Source organism: Shewanella sp. OMA3-2, from assembly GCF_021513195.1.
GTDB lineage: Bacteria > Pseudomonadota > Gammaproteobacteria > Enterobacterales > Shewanellaceae > Shewanella.
The window spans coordinates 3,089,054-3,112,155 of record NZ_CP090974.1 but is presented as its reverse complement, the minus strand read 5'-3'; the positions used below and the strand labels follow the sequence as shown (position 1 = coordinate 3,112,155).

The 23,102-nt window shown below is 42.8% G+C and carries 18 protein-coding genes; 4 read left to right on the top strand and 14 right to left on the bottom strand.

Annotated elements, in window-relative coordinates; translation table 11 throughout:
• Positions 1–105 precede the first annotated feature (105 nt).
• The 12 genes from L0B17_RS13715 to L0B17_RS13660 form a co-directional block, all read right to left on the bottom strand.
• A complete protein-coding gene (locus L0B17_RS13715) occupies positions 106–471 on the bottom strand; it encodes a hypothetical protein (protein ID WP_235085564.1) in 366 nt (121 codons plus the stop codon).
• Positions 471–1,319: a tetratricopeptide repeat protein gene (locus L0B17_RS13710; RefSeq protein ID WP_235085562.1), complete on the bottom strand. Its 849-nt coding sequence runs from the start codon at positions 1,317–1,319 to the stop codon at positions 471–473. The genes L0B17_RS13715 and L0B17_RS13710 overlap by 1 nt, the downstream gene beginning before the upstream one ends.
• Entirely contained in the window at positions 1,306–4,437 is a 3,132-nt protein-coding gene (locus tag L0B17_RS13705) for a tetratricopeptide repeat protein (protein ID WP_235085560.1), read from the bottom strand. The genes L0B17_RS13710 and L0B17_RS13705 overlap by 14 nt, the downstream gene beginning before the upstream one ends.
• On the bottom strand, positions 4,437–6,464 hold the full coding sequence (locus tag L0B17_RS13700) for a hypothetical protein (protein ID WP_235085558.1): 2,028 nt from the start codon (positions 6,462–6,464) through the stop codon (positions 4,437–4,439). The genes L0B17_RS13705 and L0B17_RS13700 overlap by 1 nt, the downstream gene beginning before the upstream one ends.
• Positions 6,465–6,663: 199 nt before the next feature.
• Positions 6,664–7,215 (bottom strand): AraC family transcriptional regulator, encoded by a 552-nt coding sequence (locus L0B17_RS13695; RefSeq protein ID WP_235085556.1) that lies wholly within the window; start codon positions 7,213–7,215, stop codon positions 6,664–6,666.
• Between the two features lie 119 nt (positions 7,216–7,334).
• Positions 7,335–8,507, bottom strand: coding sequence for a DUF3570 domain-containing protein (locus L0B17_RS13690; RefSeq protein ID WP_235085555.1), 1,173 nt, complete (start codon positions 8,505–8,507; stop codon positions 7,335–7,337).
• Entirely contained in the window at positions 8,494–8,772 is a 279-nt protein-coding gene (locus L0B17_RS13685; RefSeq protein WP_235085553.1) for a DUF4266 domain-containing protein, read from the bottom strand. Before L0B17_RS13685 ends, L0B17_RS13690 begins: the two co-directional genes overlap by 14 nt.
• Before the next feature lie 3 nt (positions 8,773–8,775).
• Positions 8,776–9,279, bottom strand: a complete 504-nt coding sequence (locus L0B17_RS13680; RefSeq protein ID WP_235085551.1) for a TlpA family protein disulfide reductase — start codon at positions 9,277–9,279, stop codon at positions 8,776–8,778.
• A 62-nt stretch (positions 9,280–9,341) separates the two neighbouring features.
• Positions 9,342–10,013, bottom strand: a complete 672-nt coding sequence (locus tag L0B17_RS13675; RefSeq protein WP_235085550.1) for an outer membrane beta-barrel domain-containing protein — start codon at positions 10,011–10,013, stop codon at positions 9,342–9,344.
• Entirely contained in the window at positions 9,983–10,741 is a 759-nt protein-coding gene (locus tag L0B17_RS13670; RefSeq protein ID WP_235085548.1) for an outer membrane beta-barrel protein, read from the bottom strand. Before L0B17_RS13670 ends, L0B17_RS13675 begins: the two co-directional genes overlap by 31 nt.
• Before the next feature lie 84 nt (positions 10,742–10,825).
• On the bottom strand, positions 10,826–13,270 hold the full coding sequence (locus tag L0B17_RS13665) for a hypothetical protein (protein ID WP_235085546.1): 2,445 nt from the start codon (positions 13,268–13,270) through the stop codon (positions 10,826–10,828).
• Positions 13,267–13,485 (bottom strand): hypothetical protein, encoded by a 219-nt coding sequence (locus L0B17_RS13660; RefSeq protein ID WP_235085545.1) that lies wholly within the window; start codon positions 13,483–13,485, stop codon positions 13,267–13,269. The genes L0B17_RS13665 and L0B17_RS13660 overlap by 4 nt, the downstream gene beginning before the upstream one ends.
• Before the next feature lie 464 nt (positions 13,486–13,949).
• On the opposite strand from L0B17_RS13660, the gene L0B17_RS13655 reads away from it, so the two are divergent.
• From L0B17_RS13655 to L0B17_RS13645, 3 genes are all read left to right on the top strand, one after another.
• Positions 13,950–15,116, top strand: a complete 1,167-nt coding sequence (locus L0B17_RS13655; protein ID WP_235085543.1) for a hypothetical protein — start codon at positions 13,950–13,952, stop codon at positions 15,114–15,116.
• 2 nt (positions 15,117–15,118) lie between these two features.
• On the top strand, positions 15,119–17,557 hold the full coding sequence (locus L0B17_RS13650; protein WP_235085541.1) for a LamG domain-containing protein: 2,439 nt from the start codon (positions 15,119–15,121) through the stop codon (positions 17,555–17,557).
• An 86-nt stretch (positions 17,558–17,643) separates the two neighbouring features.
• Complete coding sequence (locus L0B17_RS13645; RefSeq protein ID WP_235085539.1) at positions 17,644–19,221, top strand: general secretion pathway protein GspF; 1,578 nt, start codon at positions 17,644–17,646, stop codon at positions 19,219–19,221.
• Between the two features lie 302 nt (positions 19,222–19,523).
• Here the strand turns inward: L0B17_RS13645 and L0B17_RS13640 are convergent, their stop codons facing one another.
• Positions 19,524–20,501 carry an FAD:protein FMN transferase gene (locus L0B17_RS13640; protein WP_235085537.1) on the bottom strand — a complete coding sequence of 326 codons (978 nt, stop codon included), beginning with the start codon at positions 20,499–20,501 and terminating at the stop codon, positions 19,524–19,526.
• Positions 20,494–21,921, bottom strand: a complete 1,428-nt coding sequence (bioA, locus tag L0B17_RS13635; RefSeq protein WP_235085535.1) for an adenosylmethionine--8-amino-7-oxononanoate transaminase — start codon at positions 21,919–21,921, stop codon at positions 20,494–20,496. Before bioA ends, L0B17_RS13640 begins: the two co-directional genes overlap by 8 nt.
• A gap of 98 nt (positions 21,922–22,019) precedes the next feature.
• On the opposite strand from bioA, the gene bioB reads away from it, so the two are divergent.
• Positions 22,020–23,072: a biotin synthase BioB gene (gene bioB / locus L0B17_RS13630; RefSeq protein WP_235085534.1), complete on the top strand. Its 1,053-nt coding sequence runs from the start codon at positions 22,020–22,022 to the stop codon at positions 23,070–23,072.
• The last annotated feature ends 30 nt before the right edge of the window (positions 23,073–23,102 follow it).

Below are 23,102 nucleotides of genomic sequence, written 5' to 3'. Positions count from 1 at the left end.
CCAACTAAACATGACTTACTTTGGCTGGTTTATGCTTGTTAGTCGGGCTGTGGCGTTTGGTTTTTTTATTCAAAATCTTAATTATTAATCATCTGTAACTTGACCCTATTTTGTATTGGTTTCGATTGGCGCGGTAAAGTCTCTTACTTGCTGCTGAAACACTTTAGGGTGGATCGGTTTAAATTGGGGCAGGGCAAGCTTCATGTCGTTATTATCAACACTAATCGGATTAGTGATCCCTTGCCACGGCATGATGTAAAGCACCTTGGGTTGCTCTTGCGATCCGGTGACCTTACTTTCAATTAACACTGGCTGGTTCGTTTTGGCTGCACTTATTTTCTGTGTTGGTTCAGCTTGCGTTGATTTTGTCACCGTAGTTTGAGCATTTGCATCGATTTTGCCAGCTGCCATTGCACTTACAGAAAAAAGCATTGCCACCAAGTAAAGTTGTAATAAAAATGCATTGTTCATTATTGTGCTTCCTTCGGCTGTGGAACATATTGTTCGCTCTCTTTTGGCATATATTTTGGTTCCAATGTTGAGATATCTGCAGGAATGATTAGGCCTGCGCGCTGCATTTTAATCTCAACACCGGCTAACCAACGTTTCACTTGCTGGTTATCAGATTGGTTGGCCAAATAAGCTAAGTAGTATTGTCTCGCTTCTAAATACTGGCCGCGATATAACTCAAGTAAAATGGCTAAATTGACTTGTGCTTCAGGGTACTGAGGCCAAATAGCCAATGCGCTGCGGTAATGTTGTTCAGCTTGTTCATACTGGCCTTGGGTGCGCAGTAAACTGGCCTTAATTTGATGGGCGTAAGGGTTGTCTGCATTAACCAGTATCGCTTTATCTAATAGTGAATTTGCAGCTGCTATATTGTCTTGCTGTAATGCACTGAGCGCTTTATTAACATAAGCGCCCGATAATTGCGGCTGCGCAGTAATGACCTTATCCAACATTTTATCAGCGGCTTGCCACTGTTGGCGGCGCATTAACTCAATCGCCTGTTGATATTGACTGATGACACTTTTAGGTACATTGGCTAACTTAATGTCGACTTGCTCAAGGTAGCGGTTTTGTGTGCTATTGGAAATGATATGACTGTTGCTATTATTTTCCCTTGATGGCTTTGTGTCCACCATGCCGACAATGTCTTTACCTAAGCTGCCTAATGAACCCTTGTCAGTGTTACTGTTGGCTGAGTCGGGCGCTGACGCACAGCTTTGCAGTAACATCACCATTATTATAACCAGTAAAGCCGTTAATAACTTATTGATGTTTGATGTCAGTGATCTTGCTTGATTAATGAATTGCATCGATCACCTCGTGGGTTAATTCAGGTTTTTGATAAAGCGCGGGGGCAATTTCTGCAAGCTTATTGAAGCTTTGGCCGACCCATTGGTCATAAATATTTTGCCAAGCACGCTCAGTATTACTGACATGAATTTCAATGGCTTTTTCTTCAAAAGGATAGGCTAACTCTTCCAGTAAAATGTCGTACTCTTCTAATGCCAGTTCATCTAAATCAGTAGGGCGTTGAGACTGCATCATATCTTGGGCCAATTGACGGTACATTTCAGCTAAGTTGAAGGTGGTATGGGGAACATACTTAGCTAATTGGAAATCTAATACCTGTTGATAATAACCAATGGCTTTTTTCATCGCGTCTTGTTTACGTTTTAAGCTTTTCTGTAGTGGCACATTAAGCTTAATGCTTATAAAGGATTGTTGCTCCGCTTCACCTAAGCCAAAAGCAGATAAAGACGCTAGCTCAATTTGACGCGTTTGAATGTGTTGTGGCAATGATTGCGCTTGTTTTTGGTGAAAACTTAATATTTGCTTAAACCAATAAAACTGTTTAGTTTGCTCGCCGCTAGCCTGATAAAACTCACTCACTTTAAAGCGAGCTTCCTGCGCGATATCAAAGGGTTGCGGATAAGTATTTGCGTAATGTTTAAAGGTGGTCAGCGCTTTGGTTGCATTGCCCGCTTTGAGGTAATATTCAGCCGCGGTGTACAGTGCTTCACGCTTTAGCGATATCGAATCTTGACTATCAACAATAATCAGCAGTTGTTCAGCCGCTAATTCCCATTGACCTAACGCCTCAAAGGACTGAGCCAATTTAGCTGGTATGGCTGCGCTAAATTGATGATTTGGATAGCGTAGTTTAAAGGGTTTTAATACCATCACGGCTTCTTGCCAGCGCTGTTGTTCAAGCAATAAATTGGCCGCATCAAATTCAGCATTCACAGCATAAGTGGATTCAGGCACAACTTGGCCCACTCGCAGCAGCTGGGTAACGGCTAAATCTGCTTGAGTTAGTTTTAGTGCTTGTGCTTGAAAATAAATACTAGAGGCTAACAGGTTTCGCATTTCTAGCCATGCGTTAGATTTTTTGTCAGCGTAGGCTAATGCCAGTGTGTAACCTCGCTCGGCTGGGGCATATAATCCTTGTTGATATAAGCTATTAGCATAGAGCTGGCTGACAAATTGCACTTGTTTTAAAGCACTTGGCGATAATGAGTTCGCGCTGTTAACGTTTACATAAACTGCTTGTTGTTGGGCGTTTTGGTCAATCACCCTGTGGCTCAGTAATACAAAATTGGTGAATTGTGTTAAGGCAGCATAATCTTGAGCCTCAAATGAATACTCTGCTGCATTAGTGGCAATTTGCAGGGCGCGTTTATCCTGCGGGTAATGGCTGATAAAGTCTTTATCTAATTGATTACGCTTTATTATTAATGTTTGATATTGAGAGTTATCTGCCTGGGTTTCCTGCGGATAACCCTTGATCATTTCACGAATGGTAATGGTGGTCGCATAAGCGGATTGTAATTGAATTTGTGTTCGTTCGGCAGTTTGTGTCACTTTTGCAGTATTTGTTGGATTAGCTAGGCTATGAGTTAACGCATCAGTTGGATAGGCAATTTGTTGATAACTGGTTAATGCTTGCAGATATTGTTTAGCTTCAAAATTGGCGTCGGCAAAAAGGTATTGATCGGTAACAATATCTTTGCTCAGTAATGACAATGCTTGCGGCAATAATGCATGATTTAAATACACCTTTAACGCGTTAGCGGCTTGTGAAAATGCACTCACGCGCGCATTGCCTTGTAATGATTGCGCATAAGCATAAGTGCGCCGACTGTGCTCATCACTAAATGATAATAAGTTAGGCAGTAATTCTGTTTGCTGCGCTGGTGTCGCCACAGCCCAAAAAGCACTGTTTAAGCCATATTGATTAACAAATTGTTCTTTGAGCTCATGCATTGAGGCAAACTTGCCTTGGCTTTGATATAAGTCCAGTAAAGATAAAGAGAAGCGAGTTGACCACATGTTGTCTTTAGCTAAGTCAATATAGGCTTTGTAGGTCAGCTCAGCATCATGGATGAGTTCTTTTTTGAGTAAAAACTGGGCTAAGTTATCAAATAACACATGTTGATAGAGGGCTAGGTTAGGCAAAGATGCATTACTTTTAATCAATTGAACCAGTGATTCAGACTGCCCTTGCTGACTTAATGAAATACTCAGTACCCTTTGGGTATCTATGGCTAAATTTTGTGCCCGTTGGCCAAGTTTATCAAAAGAGAAGTTCTCTTGAGTCAGTGTATTTTGCTTGTCATCTGCGTCAATAATCGCTTCAAACACCTTTAGAAAAGCCTTATCTGCTTCAGGCAGTCTATTGAGCTTGAATTGCGACCATCCAGACATGTACAGGCTGTTTATTTTGTATTTTTGGTTATTGTCGGCTTGCAATACTTGATAATAAGCTTGGATAGCAGCAGGGTAATTTTGCTGGTTATAGTAAATTTCACCGCGTCTAAAGTTTAACTCAGCAAGGTATTGGGTGTGTGGGTAATTGCGTAGCAATGACTCCATTTCAACCAAGCTAGGCTGCTGTTGGCCCTGTAAGTCGAGTGCTTTGGCAAGCTGGTATTGTAGATGCTCATTTTCAGGCCGATTAGGGTAGCGCTGCAGTAAATCTTGGTAATCGCTGATCAGTTTTTGCAGTGCAACATTGTCTTGTTTTAATTGGGCTAATACCGCAGCATCTTCAGCTTGTATACTTTGATTGGGTTCAATGAAATCGTCATCTTCACCGCCATAGGACAGTGTTTCAAATGATTCGGTATTAATTTGTACTAGGCGATATTCAACATGGGTTCTAATTTCAGGATCAGGTTCTATTGATAATAACTGTTGATATATTTGCGCCAGTTTTCTGCTGCGCTGCGCTTTGCTCATCGTGACTGCGTCTACTGGAGCGGCGGTGCGTTTTTGAGTAAGATCAGTCAGGGTCGGGCGGTTAATATTACTCGGTTGTTGTTCAGATGTGTTGCTACACCCCGCCAGAACCACTCCGGTGATAAACAATATCGCGACGCTCACTATGTAGCTGTAGTGTGTTTTTGAACTGATGTGATGGAACGGCATTATTGATCTCCCTGCATAGGCAAGGTGTCAGCTTGTGCCATTTGTTCTAATACTGCCGCCATTTCATGACGCGTGATGAGTAGTAATCGTGCTAACTCTTGCTGTTGTTGATCGACAAATACTGTCACTTTTTGACGAATATCACCACTGGTTTTAACTCGCAGCTGTTTAATCGCTAAGGTTAACTGGTTAATTTCTGCCTCATTCATTTGTTGACGACTATCAAAGTCAGCGTAAACCCGTGGCGAAGCAGACAAGGCATTAAAGCGCTCAGATTGCGCCTCAAGTGAATTGAGTTGCTGCTTGAGTTGTTGCAGGCTTTTTTGGTGTTGCCATAGTCTGTCGGCAAAGTCCCGTTGTAATTGCCAGCGTAATACCCCAGATACTTTAGCCAGTCGCTGCTGATAATCACTCATATCGCGTTGGCCAGATAAGGTATTAATGGTGAGTTGGCTTTGCGCAATACGCTGTAACCACTGTTGCTCAGTTTGGCTTGCAAAGGCTTGGCCATTTTGTTGTTTTTCTGCTGCGGTAATGATTTGTGATACAGCTTGTTCTTGCTGCTTCAGCTGGGCGACTAATTCGCCATAAGGGGTTTGCTGTTGCCTTTCAATCACACTGTGTTGACGTTGCTTATTTAGCCCTATTGTCTGTTTTAACCAATCACTTTTACTGCGTTGATTACCCAGGTTACCATTTAATAAATCAAGGGTTAACACGGTTTGATAATCGTTTGCTAAAGGTGCATTAAGTAAGGCTTTTTTTAACCACTTAGATTGGGTGGTAAAGGCGGTATGGGTTAATAATTCAAGTGATTGTTGTGACTTGTGCTGCTGTGAAGCGTTACCGGCTGACTGAGTGATATTTTTACTCACTAGGGTAAAACTGGCGACATCACTTGCTGCTAAGAATGTTTGTTTAAAGGTGGCTAAGTCGGCAATTCTATCTAAGTATAATTGCTCGGCTTGTTGATAACGGGCCATACCTTGCCCAAGCGACTGTTGCTGAGTAACTTGGGTGGCACTTAATAGTGCAGCTTGCCAGCCTAGGTGAGAGTATGGGTATTGTTGTTGAACTAAATCGAGTAAATTAAATGCGCTATCATATTGGCCCGCATTTTGTGCTGCAAAGGCAAATAAGTACAGGGCGGATTCCGTGTATGGACTGTGTTGAGGAAAGTTAGCCAGCTCTGTAAAGGCGGTGTCATATTGCTGCTGCATAACATACATTTGTGCCAGTAATAATTTGGCGTAATCGTTAACCGCTAGCTGTTGGCGCTGTTTGTCATGACTCACATTGCCCTGACTATCAAGGCTGTGATATTGATCAGTTGAAAATGGATTAAACAACAGTTGCCAAAAGGTTTGTTGAGGGGACTGCCAGGATTGATTTTTTAATTGGCTTAAAATGGGCTTAGCTAATTGAAATTCATTTTGTTGCATGTGTAGCAGCGCATTATTGAGGCCAATATAAGCAGCTGATAAATTGTCAAAGGCTTGATTATCTTTGTCTGGCTTGGCCAACTTTGCTGTCATTAGTGGGGCGTTTGGCCAGTATGCTAGTTGGTTAAGCACTTGGTATTGATGAACGTATTCAGCTTGTACCTGCTGGATTTTGGCAAGGGTTTGCTGGGCAGCTTGATTATCGCCTTGCTCAATTTGTTGTTCACTGAGTTGTAATAAGGCTATCAGTAATAGCTCAGTAGGAGATGTTGATGATTTGGCTTTTTGTGAATTGTTATCATCGATTGAATTGTCCTGATGGTGACTAGCCTGAGTTTGTTCAAACGATAATAGGGTTGCCGCCGCTTGGCTATGAAGACCTAAATTGATTTGCAGACCGGCTTCGAATAAATCACTTCTTAATGATGTAAGTTGATGACGCTGCTGGTTTAAACTAATTTGTCTTAGCGCCGCAGCGTAATCGCCGGCAAAGTAAAAATACAGTGCTTGGCGGTACAGTTTATCCTCTAATGCGGTTTTAGTGGATAGCACAGGCTGTGGAGGAGGTGATTCAGTTTGTGCCATGCTTACTTGTGTGAATAACAGGCAGCCCAGCCCCAGCGCGCAGACACACCTTAGCGCAAGTAAGCTAAAAGGTTGGCCTGATAAATTAAGCCATTTAGTTGAAAATATCAGTTTAAAAGTCATTGTTGGTTGCAAAATCCATGTAACGAAACCTCTTTTACAAAAACCATGTTACAAAATGTCTGCTAAAGCACTTTGACTACAACACCCATTGTTCGACTTTAATCTCGGCGCGATAGTTGGACTGGTTATCTTCTAGCTTCAGCTCAATCATTACAGTTTCGTCGGTTTTTTCAAAGTTATGGTTAACAGCGCGCTGTACGGTTCGTCCTTCAGCGTCAGTACCGGTAAATATGGCCGTTAGTTGATGTTGTCCCATTTTAAGATTGCCTAAATACACCCGCTGAATACCACCTTGCTCTAAGGCTTTACGTTGGCGCTCGGTATACAAGGTGCCGGAGACGTTATCATCATTAATTTTCAGTTCGACACTGTCTAGTGTCATAAAACGGCCAACATCGACAGAGACAAACACGGCTATTTGGGTGCTGGCTGGGAACAGTAAATCTTCCTCTAAAATAAATAAATCACGATTGAGCTTAAGGACTTGGCTTTTAATATTTTCAAGCTCTGTGGCTAAGGGGGCTTCTTCAGCATTAACTGGTATGGCATGTGTAGTCATTCCTAAAACCAGTAAGCATACGCTAAAAAAACGAGTTAACGCGACGTGATAAAAGTGAGCTTGAGTCATATCAAAAAGCCTTGGCAGTTCCGTTTGAATATAGGGTCGCTTAACATGCAATATGCTTACTGAGCGAAATCGTTATTAATATTAGCGCCTGTCAGGTGCTACTTTGTATACTTAGCGCGTTAAAAATAGACACTGACAAATGCGCGTATTACGTTGGCTGAAAAACCGTAAAATGGCTCATTTCCTACGCCGCCTTCAGCAGTTGGATCTCTGAAGTTTTGATAATCAAAATCAATATAATCCCATTGTAATGTCGCTTCTGAGCGTGTTTCACCAAAGGATAGTGAGGCGGGTAAAAAATAGGTTACCCCTAAGCCGTAAGTTATGTCGTTAAAGTCACTGAGCTCTTTGTCCCGCGCCATATAGTTTTGTGCATCGCGATAGGGGAATAAGTCGCTATAAAATTCAGCTTGGGTTTGTTGGTAGTAGCGCACTTTTAATTCCAGCTCGAGATAATCACCAATGGGATGGCGATAACCTAACTCGACATCACTGGCTTGAATTTCCCAGCTGTCGGTAAAATGGCGATAATGGGCAAACAATGCGGCGCGATAGGGTAAAAAGTAACTGGCGGTTAATTTTGCGGCAAAGGAGTTACGGGTTTCAGGGTAAATTTCTGCTTGGTAGCCCACCCCTGATGGAATACTACTGTCTATATATCGCACCGTTCGATAAGGGTTATTAAGATAACCGCTATCGGCAATGGCTTCGACATTTAAACTGGTGGTGAGGTTACGGGTAATGATTTGGCTAATGCCTGCACGAATGCGATATTGCTGGCTTTGTTCTTCAAATAGTTCATCGCCGTTACGTCGAATTTCATTATCGCCAAATGATAAGCCCATATTGAGATTGGTTAAGTCACCAAACGTGTCTTGCGACACATTAACGCTAAAGGATTGAGCTAAATAATCATCCTCATCACTTTGACGTATGTTAAATGACATCATGGTTTTATCGCGAAGATACTCAATGCCTAATTGACCTTCGTTGCGTTCTTCTGTGTATGGGCTGGCGGTACTGATAACATCAACAGAGGCCGATGAAATACTGTCTAGATAATAATAGGCGGTAACGGCAACAGATTCTGAGGCTTTTTTTCGCAGTAAAATAGAAGGGCCGTCAATTTTCATTCCACCCCCTTCATAGCTGTGATAAAGCACATCGACTCTATCAGGGTCAATAATGGCGGCATGTGATACCAAGCCAACTAGGCTCAGTAATAGACCTAGGCTGAGCAAGAAAAATAAGCCTGGGCGTAAGAATGGATTTACTCGATTAGTTACAACCACAACCCCCTCCTCCGGTGCCTTCAGCGCCACGGGACGATTCGCGTCCTTCTAGTACGTGTGCCATATGCATGCTTGCGCTGGGATGACGGTTTAAGCGCATAATGGGATCAGCCAGGTTTTGCCTTTCATAGGGTTTAACCCAGGGCTCAATGTTCAAACTTGAACAGCCACTTAAACTGAGTAAGCTAAGTGTTGCTATAGTCACTGTCAGCGTGCTTAGAGGCTTATTCGCAGTAGGTAAGCCTGTTATGTATTTAATCTTCATCACTTATTCTCTGATCAGCTTTTTAATCGCATCGGCGTATTTTTTCTCATAACCATCTTTATAGCCGCGAAACATAAAACGTACTATACCGTCGCGATCGATAATGACGGTGGTGGGCATTGCTTCTACTTGGTAGCTTTTAGATAAAGCATTGGTTTGATCAAAAAAGATAGAAAAGCTTAAATCTAAATCGGCTAAAAAGTCTTTGCCTGCTTGGTTTTCTTGCTCAACATTTATGCCCCAAACTTGCACACCTAAATCTTGATACTTATCTTGTAGTTTTTGCAGCACCGGCATTTCTTTACGGCACGGTCCACACCAGGATGCCCAAAAGTTAATTACAATAATTTCACCGCGTTGCTCAGCTAAATTGAGGTTGTTGCCTTGCATATTCTTCAAGGTAAAATCAGGAGCTATGTCGCCTACGGTCAAGGCTTGGGCGTTAATGGACATTAATAGTGCCAACGCGGCAAGCAGGCTTTTATATCCCAGTTTGTTCAACAACATTTAATTATCCTTTTTCATTTTTTTAGCGGCTCTTTATAAACTGAGCTGACGGTGTTACTACTTTAAAAATAAAATGCTACACCGGTAGCAAAGGTTAAGTTATGGGTTGTTTTTGACGACCCGGTCACTTCGGTATTAAACAGGTAATCGCTCATGCTTAAGTCCCATGCTAACCAGTCGGTTAGAAATACCCGATAATTTGCGGTTAAATTTACCGTGAACTGTTCATCACCAGCAAATTCAGTGCTACCACCACCTAATTCGAATGAGAAAGCACTGTTAAATACCCTATCTTTGCTAAAAAATATTTCTCCAGGCAGCAGGGTATAGCCAATATTTAAACCGTAATAGGTTAACTCGCGCTCGGCATCGGTCAATAATGGTGCGGCGTTAGCTAACTTTTCAAAACTGGTTTCACCGGCTTTAGCTTGAGCATAGTTGGCTTTGACATAAAAGTGCTCACTGATGTGATAACCCAGGTGCGCACTTACCCAAGGACTCGATTCAAAGTCTTCAATTGACATGATCCCGCCTTGAATACCCACTTCAAAGTTTTCAGTATCAAGTAAATCCTCTACTACGTCGCGACGTTCTACATTGGCTTTAACCGCAACGGTTGAGTTAACTTCCGCTTCTGCTGCAAAAGTCGGGGCGCTTATGGTTAATATGCCTAAGGTCAGCGCGCTGACGCTAAATAACGGCATTAAAAAAATACGCTGAATCCTATTTTCCATGTTTGGATCTCTTCATTTTCATCTCGATCTGTTAACGCTAACGAGAGTTTATATTCAGCCCGAACTAAAAAGTTACGTGCTATGTGATATTTAATGCCAACCGCGCCGCTCATCAATGTACTTTCACGATCTTCTGAATCGGCAATAACGCTGTGGGGTTTAGTGCTAATAAGGCCTGCGCCTACACCAAGATAAGGAATAACAATCAGGTCGGGTAAAGGCTGACTCATTAACATTATTTCAAAAATGTCGCTGTCTGAAATACTCCCCAATGCTTTACCTGCCGATAGTTCGACACTGAAAACAGGAGTAAAGGCATAGCCGCCATAGATATTATAAAAGTTAGCACCTTCTAAATCACCGTACATAACGCCGGCTTCAATATCACGGTGTATCACATCTTGCTGGCTGATCTGGTTTTGAGTAATAGCTTGGCCATCTTTAGACAAACTGAGTAAGGCATCTTCATGGAACCAGCCTTCAATACCGCGTTTGTTTTTAACTTTTATCCAGGTAGTGCGTTTTATCAATAAGGTGACCAGTTCATTTTTTTCGACAATTGACACTACAGGATAGCCTGCGCTTGGGCCTGAATGTAACTCAATAAAAGGCACCTCAATACGCAAGGTGGCTTCGGGTGATGTTTCAGCTAACGCAGCAGGGCTTAAACAAACGAGTGCCAATAAGCAGAGTGTATTTTTAAAGTGTTTAAACATTAACTTAAACATAAATCCCTATTGTTATTATTCCATGAAGCCAACTACGCATACCTGTTTTTATGCTTGCCGCATTATTGTGTTAGTTTACGATGATTATGGCAGTGGATAAAAAGGCGTGTTGTAATATTGTGCGCCAATATCTAACCATTCATTTAATAACTTAAGTTCATCTTTAGTTAACATATTTTGATGAGTTGCGTTATTCATTACATCGAAAAAGTTACTGCTCGCCCTTGCGCCATTAGTGGATAAAATGGCCGGTACATTGACCGTGGTTAACACTGGAATCGGGTTACCTTCGGCATCTAAAATTAGCTCACCGTTGCTGTCAACTTGATAAACGGGGTTACCCTCTGCATCGAGTACTTCTATCAGTCTGTCGATAATAATGCCATCGATTTCCTCTTGTTCAACGTCGTTGAAAAATAACTCGCGGTAACTGGTTAAATGCGCCACTTGATCACTTGATGGCATGTTTGATAGTGCTAATTGCCCCGCGGGTACTTGCGATACGCCATCTTGGTTAATCATATTGTGGCAAGTTGTACAGGTGCTATTAGCTACCACAACTTGTGTCGCTTCATCGATGACAGGGCGAGGTAAATCCCAAAGAGGCTGTATATGTTCAACATAATTTATCTGCAAACGGCAATAGGTGGTCCAATGGGTAAAACACTCGGCACCATTTGGCGCCAAGGTTTGCATATTGCTATAGGCATATTCTAGCGCAGGATTGATGGCGGAAATGGCTGGGTTGGTCCAAATGTCTTGATAGCGAAGATCGGCAGTTAATTGCGGTAATCCATTAACCATTTCATCCGCTTCAGCCATCGTTTGCCCCTGAGACGGAATGATGTTTGCGCTGGCATTTGGGTAAGGACTTCCGCCAGCGGCTGCACCAGTATTGATACTAGTGACCTGAGCATCGGTGCGACCATGGGGTAATTGACTATTGGCAGTATGACAGCCAGTACACTCTAGTGTTTCGCCTGGTTTTAGGCTTATCCATTGACGATGTCGTCCGCCAATTCGTTTACCATTCATATCTAATACGCTGATAGCCAGTGGCACATTAGCGGGCACTTTAATTTTAACTGAACCGTCAGGTTGGATTGGGGTATAGCCAATAATTTCACGCATTAATTGATTATTACTGCGACCAAAATCAGTATTAGCCACATCGCGAACGTCATCGGGCGGCATAGGTACGCCACGAACAATACGTAAAAATCGAGCCGGTAAGTTTGCCGCAGGAGTTTTTGATGGATCGCTTAGGCGAGTAATGCCGCCGATGTTTGCTGTGCTATCAATGCCATCAAAATCATACACGCTACGGATATGAATACTGCCAGCAAGTTCTAGCGATAACTGCGCATCTAATTCATTGCCCACTACTTTGTCAGCAATAAAGGTTTTAGGTTGTGCTGATGGTTGCATCACCACAGCTTCGGTTAATATTTTGCCTTGCTCTGTTGTTGCCACAAGTTGTTGCGTTTTATTGGCATTGTCTAATAACCATAATTCATAAAATGCAGGGGCAAGTACTATATTTTCATCAGCAAGTTGTGCTTGGGTTAATTGACCGCAAGATTTAATTTGGTCATTGATAACCACTCGGCATAAATCCCAGCTCATCAAATAACGATTACTGTTATCTGGAATAGGAAATAGATGATTAATTCGGCCTGTAGGCGACAAGCCTTGAGAAAAATTAAAATCAAAGTCAGCTAAAACAACATCATTTATCGCATTATCTTGTGCCCCAGATGTTGCGGTCGCTTGGTTGGCATCAATATAGTCGTTTATGTTTATGGTAACAGGGCGCTTGTTAATGGCTGTTGAATCTGTTCGTGAAGTTAACATCATCAAAATTTCGCCACTGGGTAACTGCTGTGGCTTAATATATTCCACTACCTCAGTTTGTGAATCGAGGATAATTTGATGTGAATGCCAACCAAAAACGAGTTCATTATTGGTGCCGTCTGGGTTCATTCGATACAAATTAATGCCGTGATTTGCCCCCATCAGGTCCCATCGGCTATACAAAATCTGGCCGTTTTGCATCACTAAAGGGTAAAAGTCGTGGCTTAAATTAAAGCTGAGTTGCTTAATTGCCGAACCATCTGGGTTCATGACATGAATATTAAAGGTTTCATTATCCCTGTTTTCATCTAATGCTGTGTACTGTGGTTTACCTTCATCCAGTAAAATTGCCCGTGATAAGCGTTGTCTGGTTGAGGCAAACACGATACGGCCATCGGGTAGAAATGACGGCATTAAATCGTTGCCTTGCTCGGCTAAGGCGTCATTGGCCATTACCCTAGATAATTTTTTAGTGGTGAGGTCATAGTGCCAAATATTCCACGAAGTTTGTTCATCTTCATTGGCGTCAACTTTTTGTACTTTCATCGACATTAATAATTGTTGGCCGTTATCTGAAACGGATAGATCTCTGATATCAACAAGTTGGTCTGATTTAAATAAAGATGCAGTTAAACTGAATGGAGGTGAATCGGCAAACGCATTACGCTTTGTCAATAAATTGGCACCGGATTAAAATGAGCAGGATCAAAAACATCAAATTGTGGTGCTTCATTTTCAGCGCTGATTAGATCGCGTTGGATGTAGACAATAGGGTACTCAACTAACACAGGATCAGGCTTTTCGTCTTTGATTGTAGTATCAGTATTACAACCTAAAAGTAAGCTAAATACTGAAAAAACCACAAATTTATAGCCTAATTTCGGCCTCATTCGTATCCCTTAATGATGTGCTATTATTGTTATTGTCATTGGGTGGACTTGTTTACCTTTTGTGTATTATTGCTGTCATACCTATTTGTTTCAACACTTTTGTTAAAATAAAATTAATCCTTTTTATTTACCTTGTTGAGAAGTATTATCGCGGTTGTAACAATTTGGTTGCATTAGTGGTTTAATACCACTTTGAATATAAATGCGTAAATTGTGAATAAGTAGTCATTGAGGTTATTGGCTTAAATAATAAAAACAATCTGCTTTACTGATTTTGCATTACCCGTCATAAATCAGTCTAAGGTGAAATGCTGTTTCTTCTGGCGATTGTTAATTTACATAAATGACAAGGAGACAGTATGAAGGCGCGATGTTATAGACTAAATAGGCTGATTTTAGCTGGCAAATATGGCCTTAAATTTTGCGGCCGTAAAATATTAGTCTGCCCCTTTATGATTTGTTTAATGGCTTTTCACTGTACCAATGCCGGTGCAGGGACACTTGAACAAGCTAAACAGCTGCATGACCGTATCGCCGGTGTGGCAGCGTCACAACAAACGTTACAAGATATGGCTGCTTTACTTGATGAAGGCAAAACCCTAGAAGCAGCCTATTTAGCTATGGAAACCCCAGCATTCTATTCCACCACCTTAAAACTATTCGCCACACCTTGGACCAACATAGATCAAGATAGCTTTGAGCCCCTCAACGATTACTCTGCCACAGTCATTGGTGCTGTCAGAGATGATGTTGATTTTAGAGATATTTTGCAATCTGACATGGTTTATGTGGGAAAAAGTAGCCTAGGTTTACCTGCCTATAACGTTAATAACAATTCACATTACCAAGCGCTTGAAGATCAATTTATTGATTTAAAGCAGGGCTTAGAACGCACCAGCCAATCTAGTATTAATGGTTTACCTAGCGACGCCACAGCGGGCGTGTTAACCAGTCGTGCTGCGGCAAAGGCCTTCTTTTATTTAGGGACTAATCGCGCCATGTTACGATTTACCTTAATGAATCACTTATGTACTGACCTAGAGCCATTAAAAGACAACACCTTATCTACCGATAGAATTCGTCAAGATGTTAGCCGCAGCCCTGGTGGTGATAGCCGTTTGTTTATTAACAATTGCTCTGGTTGTCATACGGGGATGGATCCGCTTGCGCAAGCGTTTGCCTATTATGATTATCAATTTAACTTAGAGACCGATCCCGAGGGTAATGCTGGAAAATTGGCTTACAACAGTAGTGGCCAGGTAGATGCCAGTACCGGCAGCCGTGTGCAAGCTAAATACCATTTCAATGCCACTAGTTTTCCGTACGGTTATGTCACCCCAAATGATCAATGGAAAAACTATTGGCGCCAAGGCTCAAACCAAAAACTTGGTTGGGATAATAGCTTAGCGGGTCAAGGTACGGGAGCAAAATCATTGGGGCAAGAATTAGCTAATAGCCAAGCATTTGCCCAATGCCAGGTGAAAAAAGTATTTAAAACAGTGTGTTTACGCGATGCTGAAAGCCAAGCTGATTTATCACAAATCAATGCGACTACCGCCTCTTTTAAACAGAATGCTTATCAACTAAAGCGGGTATTTGCTGAAGTTGGCAATTATTGTATGGGAGAGTAACGGTGAAGCACTTATTAATGAAAACCTCGATTATTTTCTCATTTTTACTGATGCTAACAGCTTGTGGCGGTGGCGATGTAGAAACCAATCCCCCTAAAACTCAAGACCCTCAATCGGATGTCTATACAGGTCCTGCGGCCGCCACTGAAGATATTCAAAAATACAAAGTCTCACTTTGGGACAATATTTCAACCCAGGATAAGTGTGGTGCTTGTCATACGGAAGGTAAACAAGCGCCTTACTTTGCCAGCCGTAATAATGTTAATGACGCCTATGCGGCAACTCATCCTCTGGTTGATTTATCTGAACCTCAAAAGTCGCGCTTAGCAGACAAAGTAGCTGGCGGGCATAATTGCTGGTTAGCCAGTGATGCCGCTTGTGGTGAAACCATGACTCAGTGGATTAAGTTGTGGGCGGACGATCGGGTGAGTACGGCAAATACCATTGAACTTACCGCGCCAGTTATTCGTGAACCTGGTACAAGTAAAAGCTTTCCAGATGACAGCAGTTTATTTAGCCAACATGTTTACCCAATTGTTAACCAGTATTGTTCGCAGTGCCATGATCAAAGTGCTCCGCTAGCTCAATCGCCGTTTTTTGCCAGTAATGATGTTGCCCAAGCTTATGAAGCGGCCAAACGTGTTATCAACTTAGATGAGCCCGCTCAGTCACGTTTAGTGGTGCGTTTAGGCAGTGAGTTCCATAATTGTTGGGACAATTGTCAGGCAAACAGTATTGAAATGCGTGATGCCATTACCGCACTAAGTGATGCAATTCCGCTTGATGTTATTTCAGCGGATATGGTGGTGTCCAAATCGCTGCGGTTAACTGACGGTATTACCGCATCAAGTGGTGGCCGTTTTGAGACTGGCGTGATTGCTTTATACCAGTTTAAAACCGGTGAGGGCAACATTGCCTATGACACATCAGGAATTTCACCCGCGGCTAATCTTAGTTTAAGCGGTGATATTGAGTGGCTTGGTAGCTGGGGTTTATCGTTTAACAATGGTAAAGCACAGGCCAGTACAACGAATAGTAAAAAATTGCATGACTTGATGACAGCAACAGGTGAGTTTTCAATTGAAGCCTGGGTGACTCCCAGTAATGTGGTTCAACAAGGGCCTGCGCGTATTGTGACCTATTCTGCAGGTGATAATGAGCGCAACTTTACCTTAGGCCAAACTCAGTATAATTATGATTTTATGCTGCGCACTGAAAGTTCAAGTGCTAATGGAGAACCTGCATTAAGTACTCCTGATGCGGCCGAAGTATTGCAAGCTACATTGCAACATGTGGTGATGACTTATAAGGCTAATGAAGGGCGTAAAATTTACGTCAATGGTCGCTTAATCAATGTTATTGACGAAGATATTGCCCCGTTAGCCAATTGGGATGACAGCTTTGCATTAATTTTAGGTCGTGAAGCGTCAAATCAGCATGTATGGCAAGGGGATATTCGCCTACTGGCACTTTATAACCGCGTACTAGAACCTGCACAGGTGCTGCAAAATTATGATGTTGGTGTCGGTGAAAAGTTCTTTTTACTTTTTGCGATCAGTCATCTAATCGATTTGCCTAATACCTATGTGATGTTTGAGGTCAGTCAATTTGACAATTACAGTTACCTATTTAGCGGTGCATCGCTTGTTAATATTGATGGTGTACCAGTCGGTGATGGATTTCCGCTTAAGGGGCTCCGCCTGGGTATTAACGGTAAAGAAAGCCCTAATGGTCAGGCTTATATGAATCTGGATTTGACGATTGAAGCAGGCCAAGAAATCGCTGAGCCGTTTTCTATATCCTCTTTGGGTACTCTTGTTGCGCTTGAAAAAGGCGCCAGTCAGGATGAGTTTTTCCTTACTTTTGAGAAACTGGGTGAGCATGAAAATGTGGTTATTCCTGGGGTGATAATATTTCCCGAAGAAGTACCCGCAACCACTCAGTCTGCTCAAATAGGTATGCGTAACTTCGCTGAAATTAATCACACCATGAGTGTGCTTACGGGGGTCGATCCTAAGTCATCTAAGGTGTTCAATACCTATCAGTTGGTGAAACGCCAATTGCCGAGTATTGAAAACATTGAAACCTTTATTTCAGCGCAACAAATGGGCATCACTCAAATGGCCATTGCCTACTGTGATACCGCTATAACAGACAACGTAATACGCAGTGCCTGGTTCCCTAATGTGGACTTTAGTTCTCCGCCTAGTGTGGCATTAAGTTCTGCTGAGCGAAGCAAGTTACTGAGCCCTTTGATAACACAATTAATGCCCCTTAACCTGGCTAATCAGCCAAATACAGTGGGGGTGTATAACGAACTTGATAACCTAGTGAGCAACTTGTCAGTGTGCGCAACAAACTGTGATGCAGAGCGAACTCAAACTATTGCTAAAGCCAGTTGTACCGCAGTGTTAGCAAGTGCCGTTATGCTGGTGCAGTAGGAGGATGAACATGAAATCGTTCAAATCATGTTTCATTGTCACTATTTTTAATCAAGCACCAGATGTGCAAGCACAAGGAACTGACCATGAGTAAACCTAAACACCTTCATCCAGATAGTCCTTTGCTGTTTGCCGATCACCGCAAGCCATTAACCCGACGTGAGTTTATTTCTACTGGTTTATGTAAAGGTGGCGCTGCGGTGGCTGGATTATCGTTATTTAGCTTATTTGCTAACCCTAATAACGCTAACGCGACATTATCACCAGATTTAGAAGCCCTAAGAGACTCCTGCGGCATTAGCGTCCAAGGTGCGGGTAAAATTCCATTTATTAGCTTTGACTTAGCTGGTGGCGCCAATATAGCGGGATCTAATGTGCTAGTGGGCGGAGCCGGTGGGCAACAAGATTTTTTATCGACAGCAGGGTATAACAAATTAGGGCTGCCTGGGGATATGGCACCGTCTATTGCCAACCCGAATGCAGGCATGTCTGATTTTATTAACACTGACTTAGGTTTGGCATTTCATTCTGACTCAGCCTTTTTACGAGGCATTCTTGAAAAAGTATCTACAGATACCGCATCAAGAATTAATGGTGCAGTTATTCCAAACCGATCTGATAACGACACCGGTAATAATCCACATAATCCTATGTATGCCATTGCTGCAGCAGGAGCAAATGGTTCGTTAATGCCGCTAATAGGCACGCGCAATACCGACTCGGGTGGCAATTCAATGTCAGCTGCTAACTTTATTGATCTGAGTAAACGACCAACGAAAATTGACCGTCCTTCAGATGTCACTGGATTGGTTGATGTAGGTGACTTGTTTAGCCTGTTATCTCAACGTGATGCGGTGACCGTAATGGAAAGTATTCAACGGGTTAGCGCGCAGAAAATGGCGCAGGTTAATACTCAAGTAACCCGTGACGATGTGATTAAAGATTTGGTTAATTGTGGTTATGTTAAAAGCGCTGATTTAGCGGATCGTTTTGGTGATCCGTCAACGTTAAACCCGTTACTTGACCCAGATATTGTTGGTCCAAGTGGTATTTTTAATATCAATGAGTTTGATTCAGAATCTGAGTTTCAAAAAACGGCTTCAATTATGAAACTGGTTGTGAATGGATTTTCGGGTGCGGGTACAGTCACCATGGGCGGTTTTGACTATCACACTGGCGATCGTGCCACCGGAGAATTAAGAGATTTGCGCGCAGGACGTTGTATGGGCGCCTGTTTAGAATATGCCGCCCGTCGCAATATGCCGTTAATGCTATATGTATTCAGTGATGGTTCGGTTGCCAGTAATGGCCGTATTGATGACTCACAGGAAGGTCGCGGTAAAGGCGAGTGGACGGGTGATAACTCATCAACAGGCGCGGCGTTTTTCTTAGTATTTAACCCTGCTGGCAAGCCGCAATTAATGGGTGCTAATGCAGAGCAAATGGCCAGAAAACAACAAATTGGTTTTATGCGAACCGATGCTTCTGTTGACACTGCATCAGCACCGTCGGCCAATAATGTTAACTTGCTAGTTGAAACCGTATTGCTTAACTATATGGCGTTACACGGTGAACAAAGCCAGTTTAATCGTGTCGCCCCAAGACAAGGTTTAGGTAATGCCACTATGTTGGATTCGTTGACCGCGTTTCAGCCTATCGTGTAGGCACTGGCCTGGGGTGCAGTGACTATAGTCGTTGTGTTGTCAGGTTATTGATGTAATGAATGAGTTAGCTTTGGCTAGCTCATTTTTTTAGATTGTCGCTCATCATTTAAAGGCGCAGCTAGGCTATTGCTAGCCTTAACAGAATATTGCGCGCATCTAAGAGGAAAGGTGTGTCCAAGGGGCGTAGCAACCGGTGATTGCTGTGCTTAAGTTTTTGAAATCAGCTATTTTTAGCAAAAGATACTAACCTTTTTATGTTTAGGTAATTTTAATCATCAGTGGTTTAAAGTTTATTTATGTCTCTAATCTTGCTGTAGCCCTTCTGAAAAATGCAACGTTTGCTGATTGTCAATAATGATAGCTTCGTATTCGGGGAGTTGATTGATCAGTGCCATGCCTTGTTGTAAGCCTTTGACAAAAATGGCGGTTGAAAGCGCATCTACGTAGGTGGGATTTTTGCCGATAATTGATACGCTAACCACATAACGGGCAGAATCACCGGTTTTAGGGTTGATAATGTGATGGTAGCGCACGCCATCTTCAATAAAGTAGCGCTCGTAATCACCTGAGGTTGAAATGGCTTCATTACTAAGGGGTAACTGAACTGCGGTTTTATCATCTGCCCTTGGATGTTTAATGCCAACATACCAGGGTCTGCCGCGTCTATCACCCAGTAGGCCGGTATCACCGCCAGCGCTCACCAATGCGTGTTTAATACCGGCTTGCTTAAGTATTGTAAGGCAGTTTTTAACTGCATGACCTTTGGCGATGCCGCCTAAATCTATTTTAACCGCTGGGTGATTAAAATAAACTGATGAGTTATCAGTATCTAGTTGTACTGAATGATAATTAATGGCACTGATATTTTTATCGATAAATGCTTGGCTGGGTTTTTTGTGTTGCCGGTAATCATATTGGTAACCGACCGAGGCATAGGTGATATCAAATGTACCTTTGGTTAATTTAGCAATTTTATCAGCATCTTGCAGTAACTCAAATAACTCTTTGCTAATGATCACCGCTTCGATCCCCGCGTGCCGATTAACTAAGCTAAGTTCACTGGTGTTCTTATAGGGACTCATGGCTTCATCAATACGGTGCATTTCTTGCTCAACTTGACTGATTAACTTGTCTGCAGTTACTTGGGTTTGACTGCCTGCTAACCAGAACTCAACATGGGCTTGGGTACCCATAACATGGAAGCTTTTTTGGTGCCATTGAGCTTGAACTAAAGGGGGGAACAACAAAATTAAAGCCACTAATAAGCGAAATTTACCCATGGCTAATAAATGCCTTCTTAATGTTTTTTTGCGACGCGGCCATTTGCGGTGCTTCTTTTTGCGGTTCTATAATACTGGCGGCAACCTGTTTCATCGCTTTGGTCAATTGACTTAATTGGGCTGAGCCAATGGCGTAGGGCGGCATAATGTAAATTAAATTGCTAAAGGGCCTTACCCAAACGCCTAGGTCGATAAATGCTTGTTGTAATTGGGCGCTATTCACGGGGTGCAGCATTTCAATCACACCAACACCGCCTAACACCCTGACATCTTTTACCTGCTGATATTCAATCGCAGCAGCAAGTTCAGCTATCATCTGTTTTTCAATCATATTGATTTGTGCAGGCCATTGCTGTTGATTGATGAGCTGCAAGCTGGCCGTGGCCGCGGCACAGGCGAGGGGATTAGCCATAAACGTTGGTCCGTGCATAAACACGCCGGCGGGGGATTCACTAATGCCTTGCGCCACTTCATCACTGCACATCGTCGCCGCAAGGCTGATATAACCGCCAGTTAGCGCTTTACCTAAGCACAGTAAGTCGGGTTCGATATTGGCATGTTGATAGGCAAACAATTTACCAGTGCGGCCAAAGCCTGTAGCAATTTCATCGAGTATAAGCAGGACATTAAATTGATCGCATAGCTGACGTAATCGGGTTAAATAGGCTGGGGAATAAAAGCGCATTCCGCCAGCGCCTTGCATTATGGGTTCGATAATAACCGCGGCAACATCTTGATGGTGAGTTTCAAAAGCATCGACTAAAGCGACCTCATCTTCTATGGATAAGCCTTGCTCATTTAACTGCGATTGAGGCGTTAATGCCGCACTGAAACCAAACGGGGTTTGCGGCGCCGCAATAAATATTTGCTGGGTGACGTTGTCGCCAAACATAGTGTGCATACCCCCTTCTGGGTCGCATACGCTCATGGCGGCAAAGGTATCACCGTGATAACCGCGTTTAACGGTCATTATTTTTTGCTTATTCGGCTGATTACGCCCTTGCCAGTATTGCAGTGCCATTTTTAATGCCACTTCAACCGCAATTGAGCCAGAATCGGCTAAAAATACCTTGGTTAGTTTAGCGCACGTCATCTCGACTAAAAGCTTACTGGCGTCAATAGCGGGTTGATGGGTAATCCCGCCAAACATCACATGGCTCATTTGATGAAGTTGCTGTTGCATCGCCGCCACAATATGCGGATGACCATAGCCGTGAACACATGCCCACCATGAGCTGGTACCATCAATTAACTTACGACCACTCTCTAGCACTAGCTCACAATCTTGTGCTGACACCACACCCTGCACCGGCATTGCATGAGTCATTGACGTATAAGGATGCCAAATATGTTGGCGGTCAAATGCGTAATCAATAATTGATTTATTTGCTGACGGTTGTGATACGCTTAATTTGCTCATAAAGTGACCATTAGTAAAGTTTGTGGTGGGCGCTGCGTTGACAGTTTACGGGCTACAGGTATCCTAGCCAACATAAAATCAAAATAAAGGAATGATCCATGTCGTTAGCTGAAGTTCGCAATGATTGGCAGAAAGCAGAAATTGAAGCGTTATTTGCATTGCCAATGAATGATTTACTGTTTAAAGCCCACAGTATTCATCGTGAAAGTTTTGATCCTAACGAGGTACAGATCAGCCGTTTATTGTCGATAAAAACCGGTGCTTGCCCTGAAGACTGTAAATATTGCCCACAAAGTGCGCGTTACGACACGGGTCTTGAAAAAGAACGTTTACTTGAAATTGAAAAAGTATTAACTGAAGCCAAAAGCGCCAAAGCCGCGGGTGCATCACGTTTTTGTATGGGCGCAGCATGGCGTAACCCGCGTGACAAAGACATGCCATATTTAACCCAAATGGTAAAAGATGTTCGTGCTTTAGGCATGGAAACCTGCATGACACTGGGCATGTTATCAAAAGAGCAGTCTGAGCAACTGGCTGGTGCAGGGCTTGATTACTACAACCACAACTTAGATACCTCGCCTGAATATTATGGCGATGTGATCACCACTCGCACTTATCAAAGCCGTTTAGACACATTGACTAACGTGCGTTCATCAGGCATGAAAGTCTGTTCAGGTGGGATTGTCGGTATGGGCGAGAAAGCCACTGACCGCGCAGGTTTGTTACAACAGTTAGCTAACCTAGCCCAACACCCAGATTCAGTGCCAATTAACATGCTAGTTAAAGTGGCTGGCACACCGTTTGAGAAAATAGATGATTTAGATCCACTTGAATTTGTGCGCACTATTGCCGTTGCCCGCATCATTATGCCTAAGTCTCGAGTGCGCTTATCGGCAGGGCGTGAAAGCATGAGCGATGAATTACAATCAATGTGTTTCTTTGCTGGAGCAAACTCAATTTTCTATGGTTGTAAGTTATTAACCACGGCAAACCCTGAAGAAAATGATGATATGAACTTGTTCAAACGTTTAGGGCTACACCCTGAACAAGGCCCAGTGGCGAATATTGACCAAGACAGCCAAATGGTGGCAAAAGCCAGCGCACAAACTGCTAAAGCAACCCAACAGTTTTACGATGCCGCGGCATTATAAGCTTGTTTTTGACAATAATACGGCAAATTG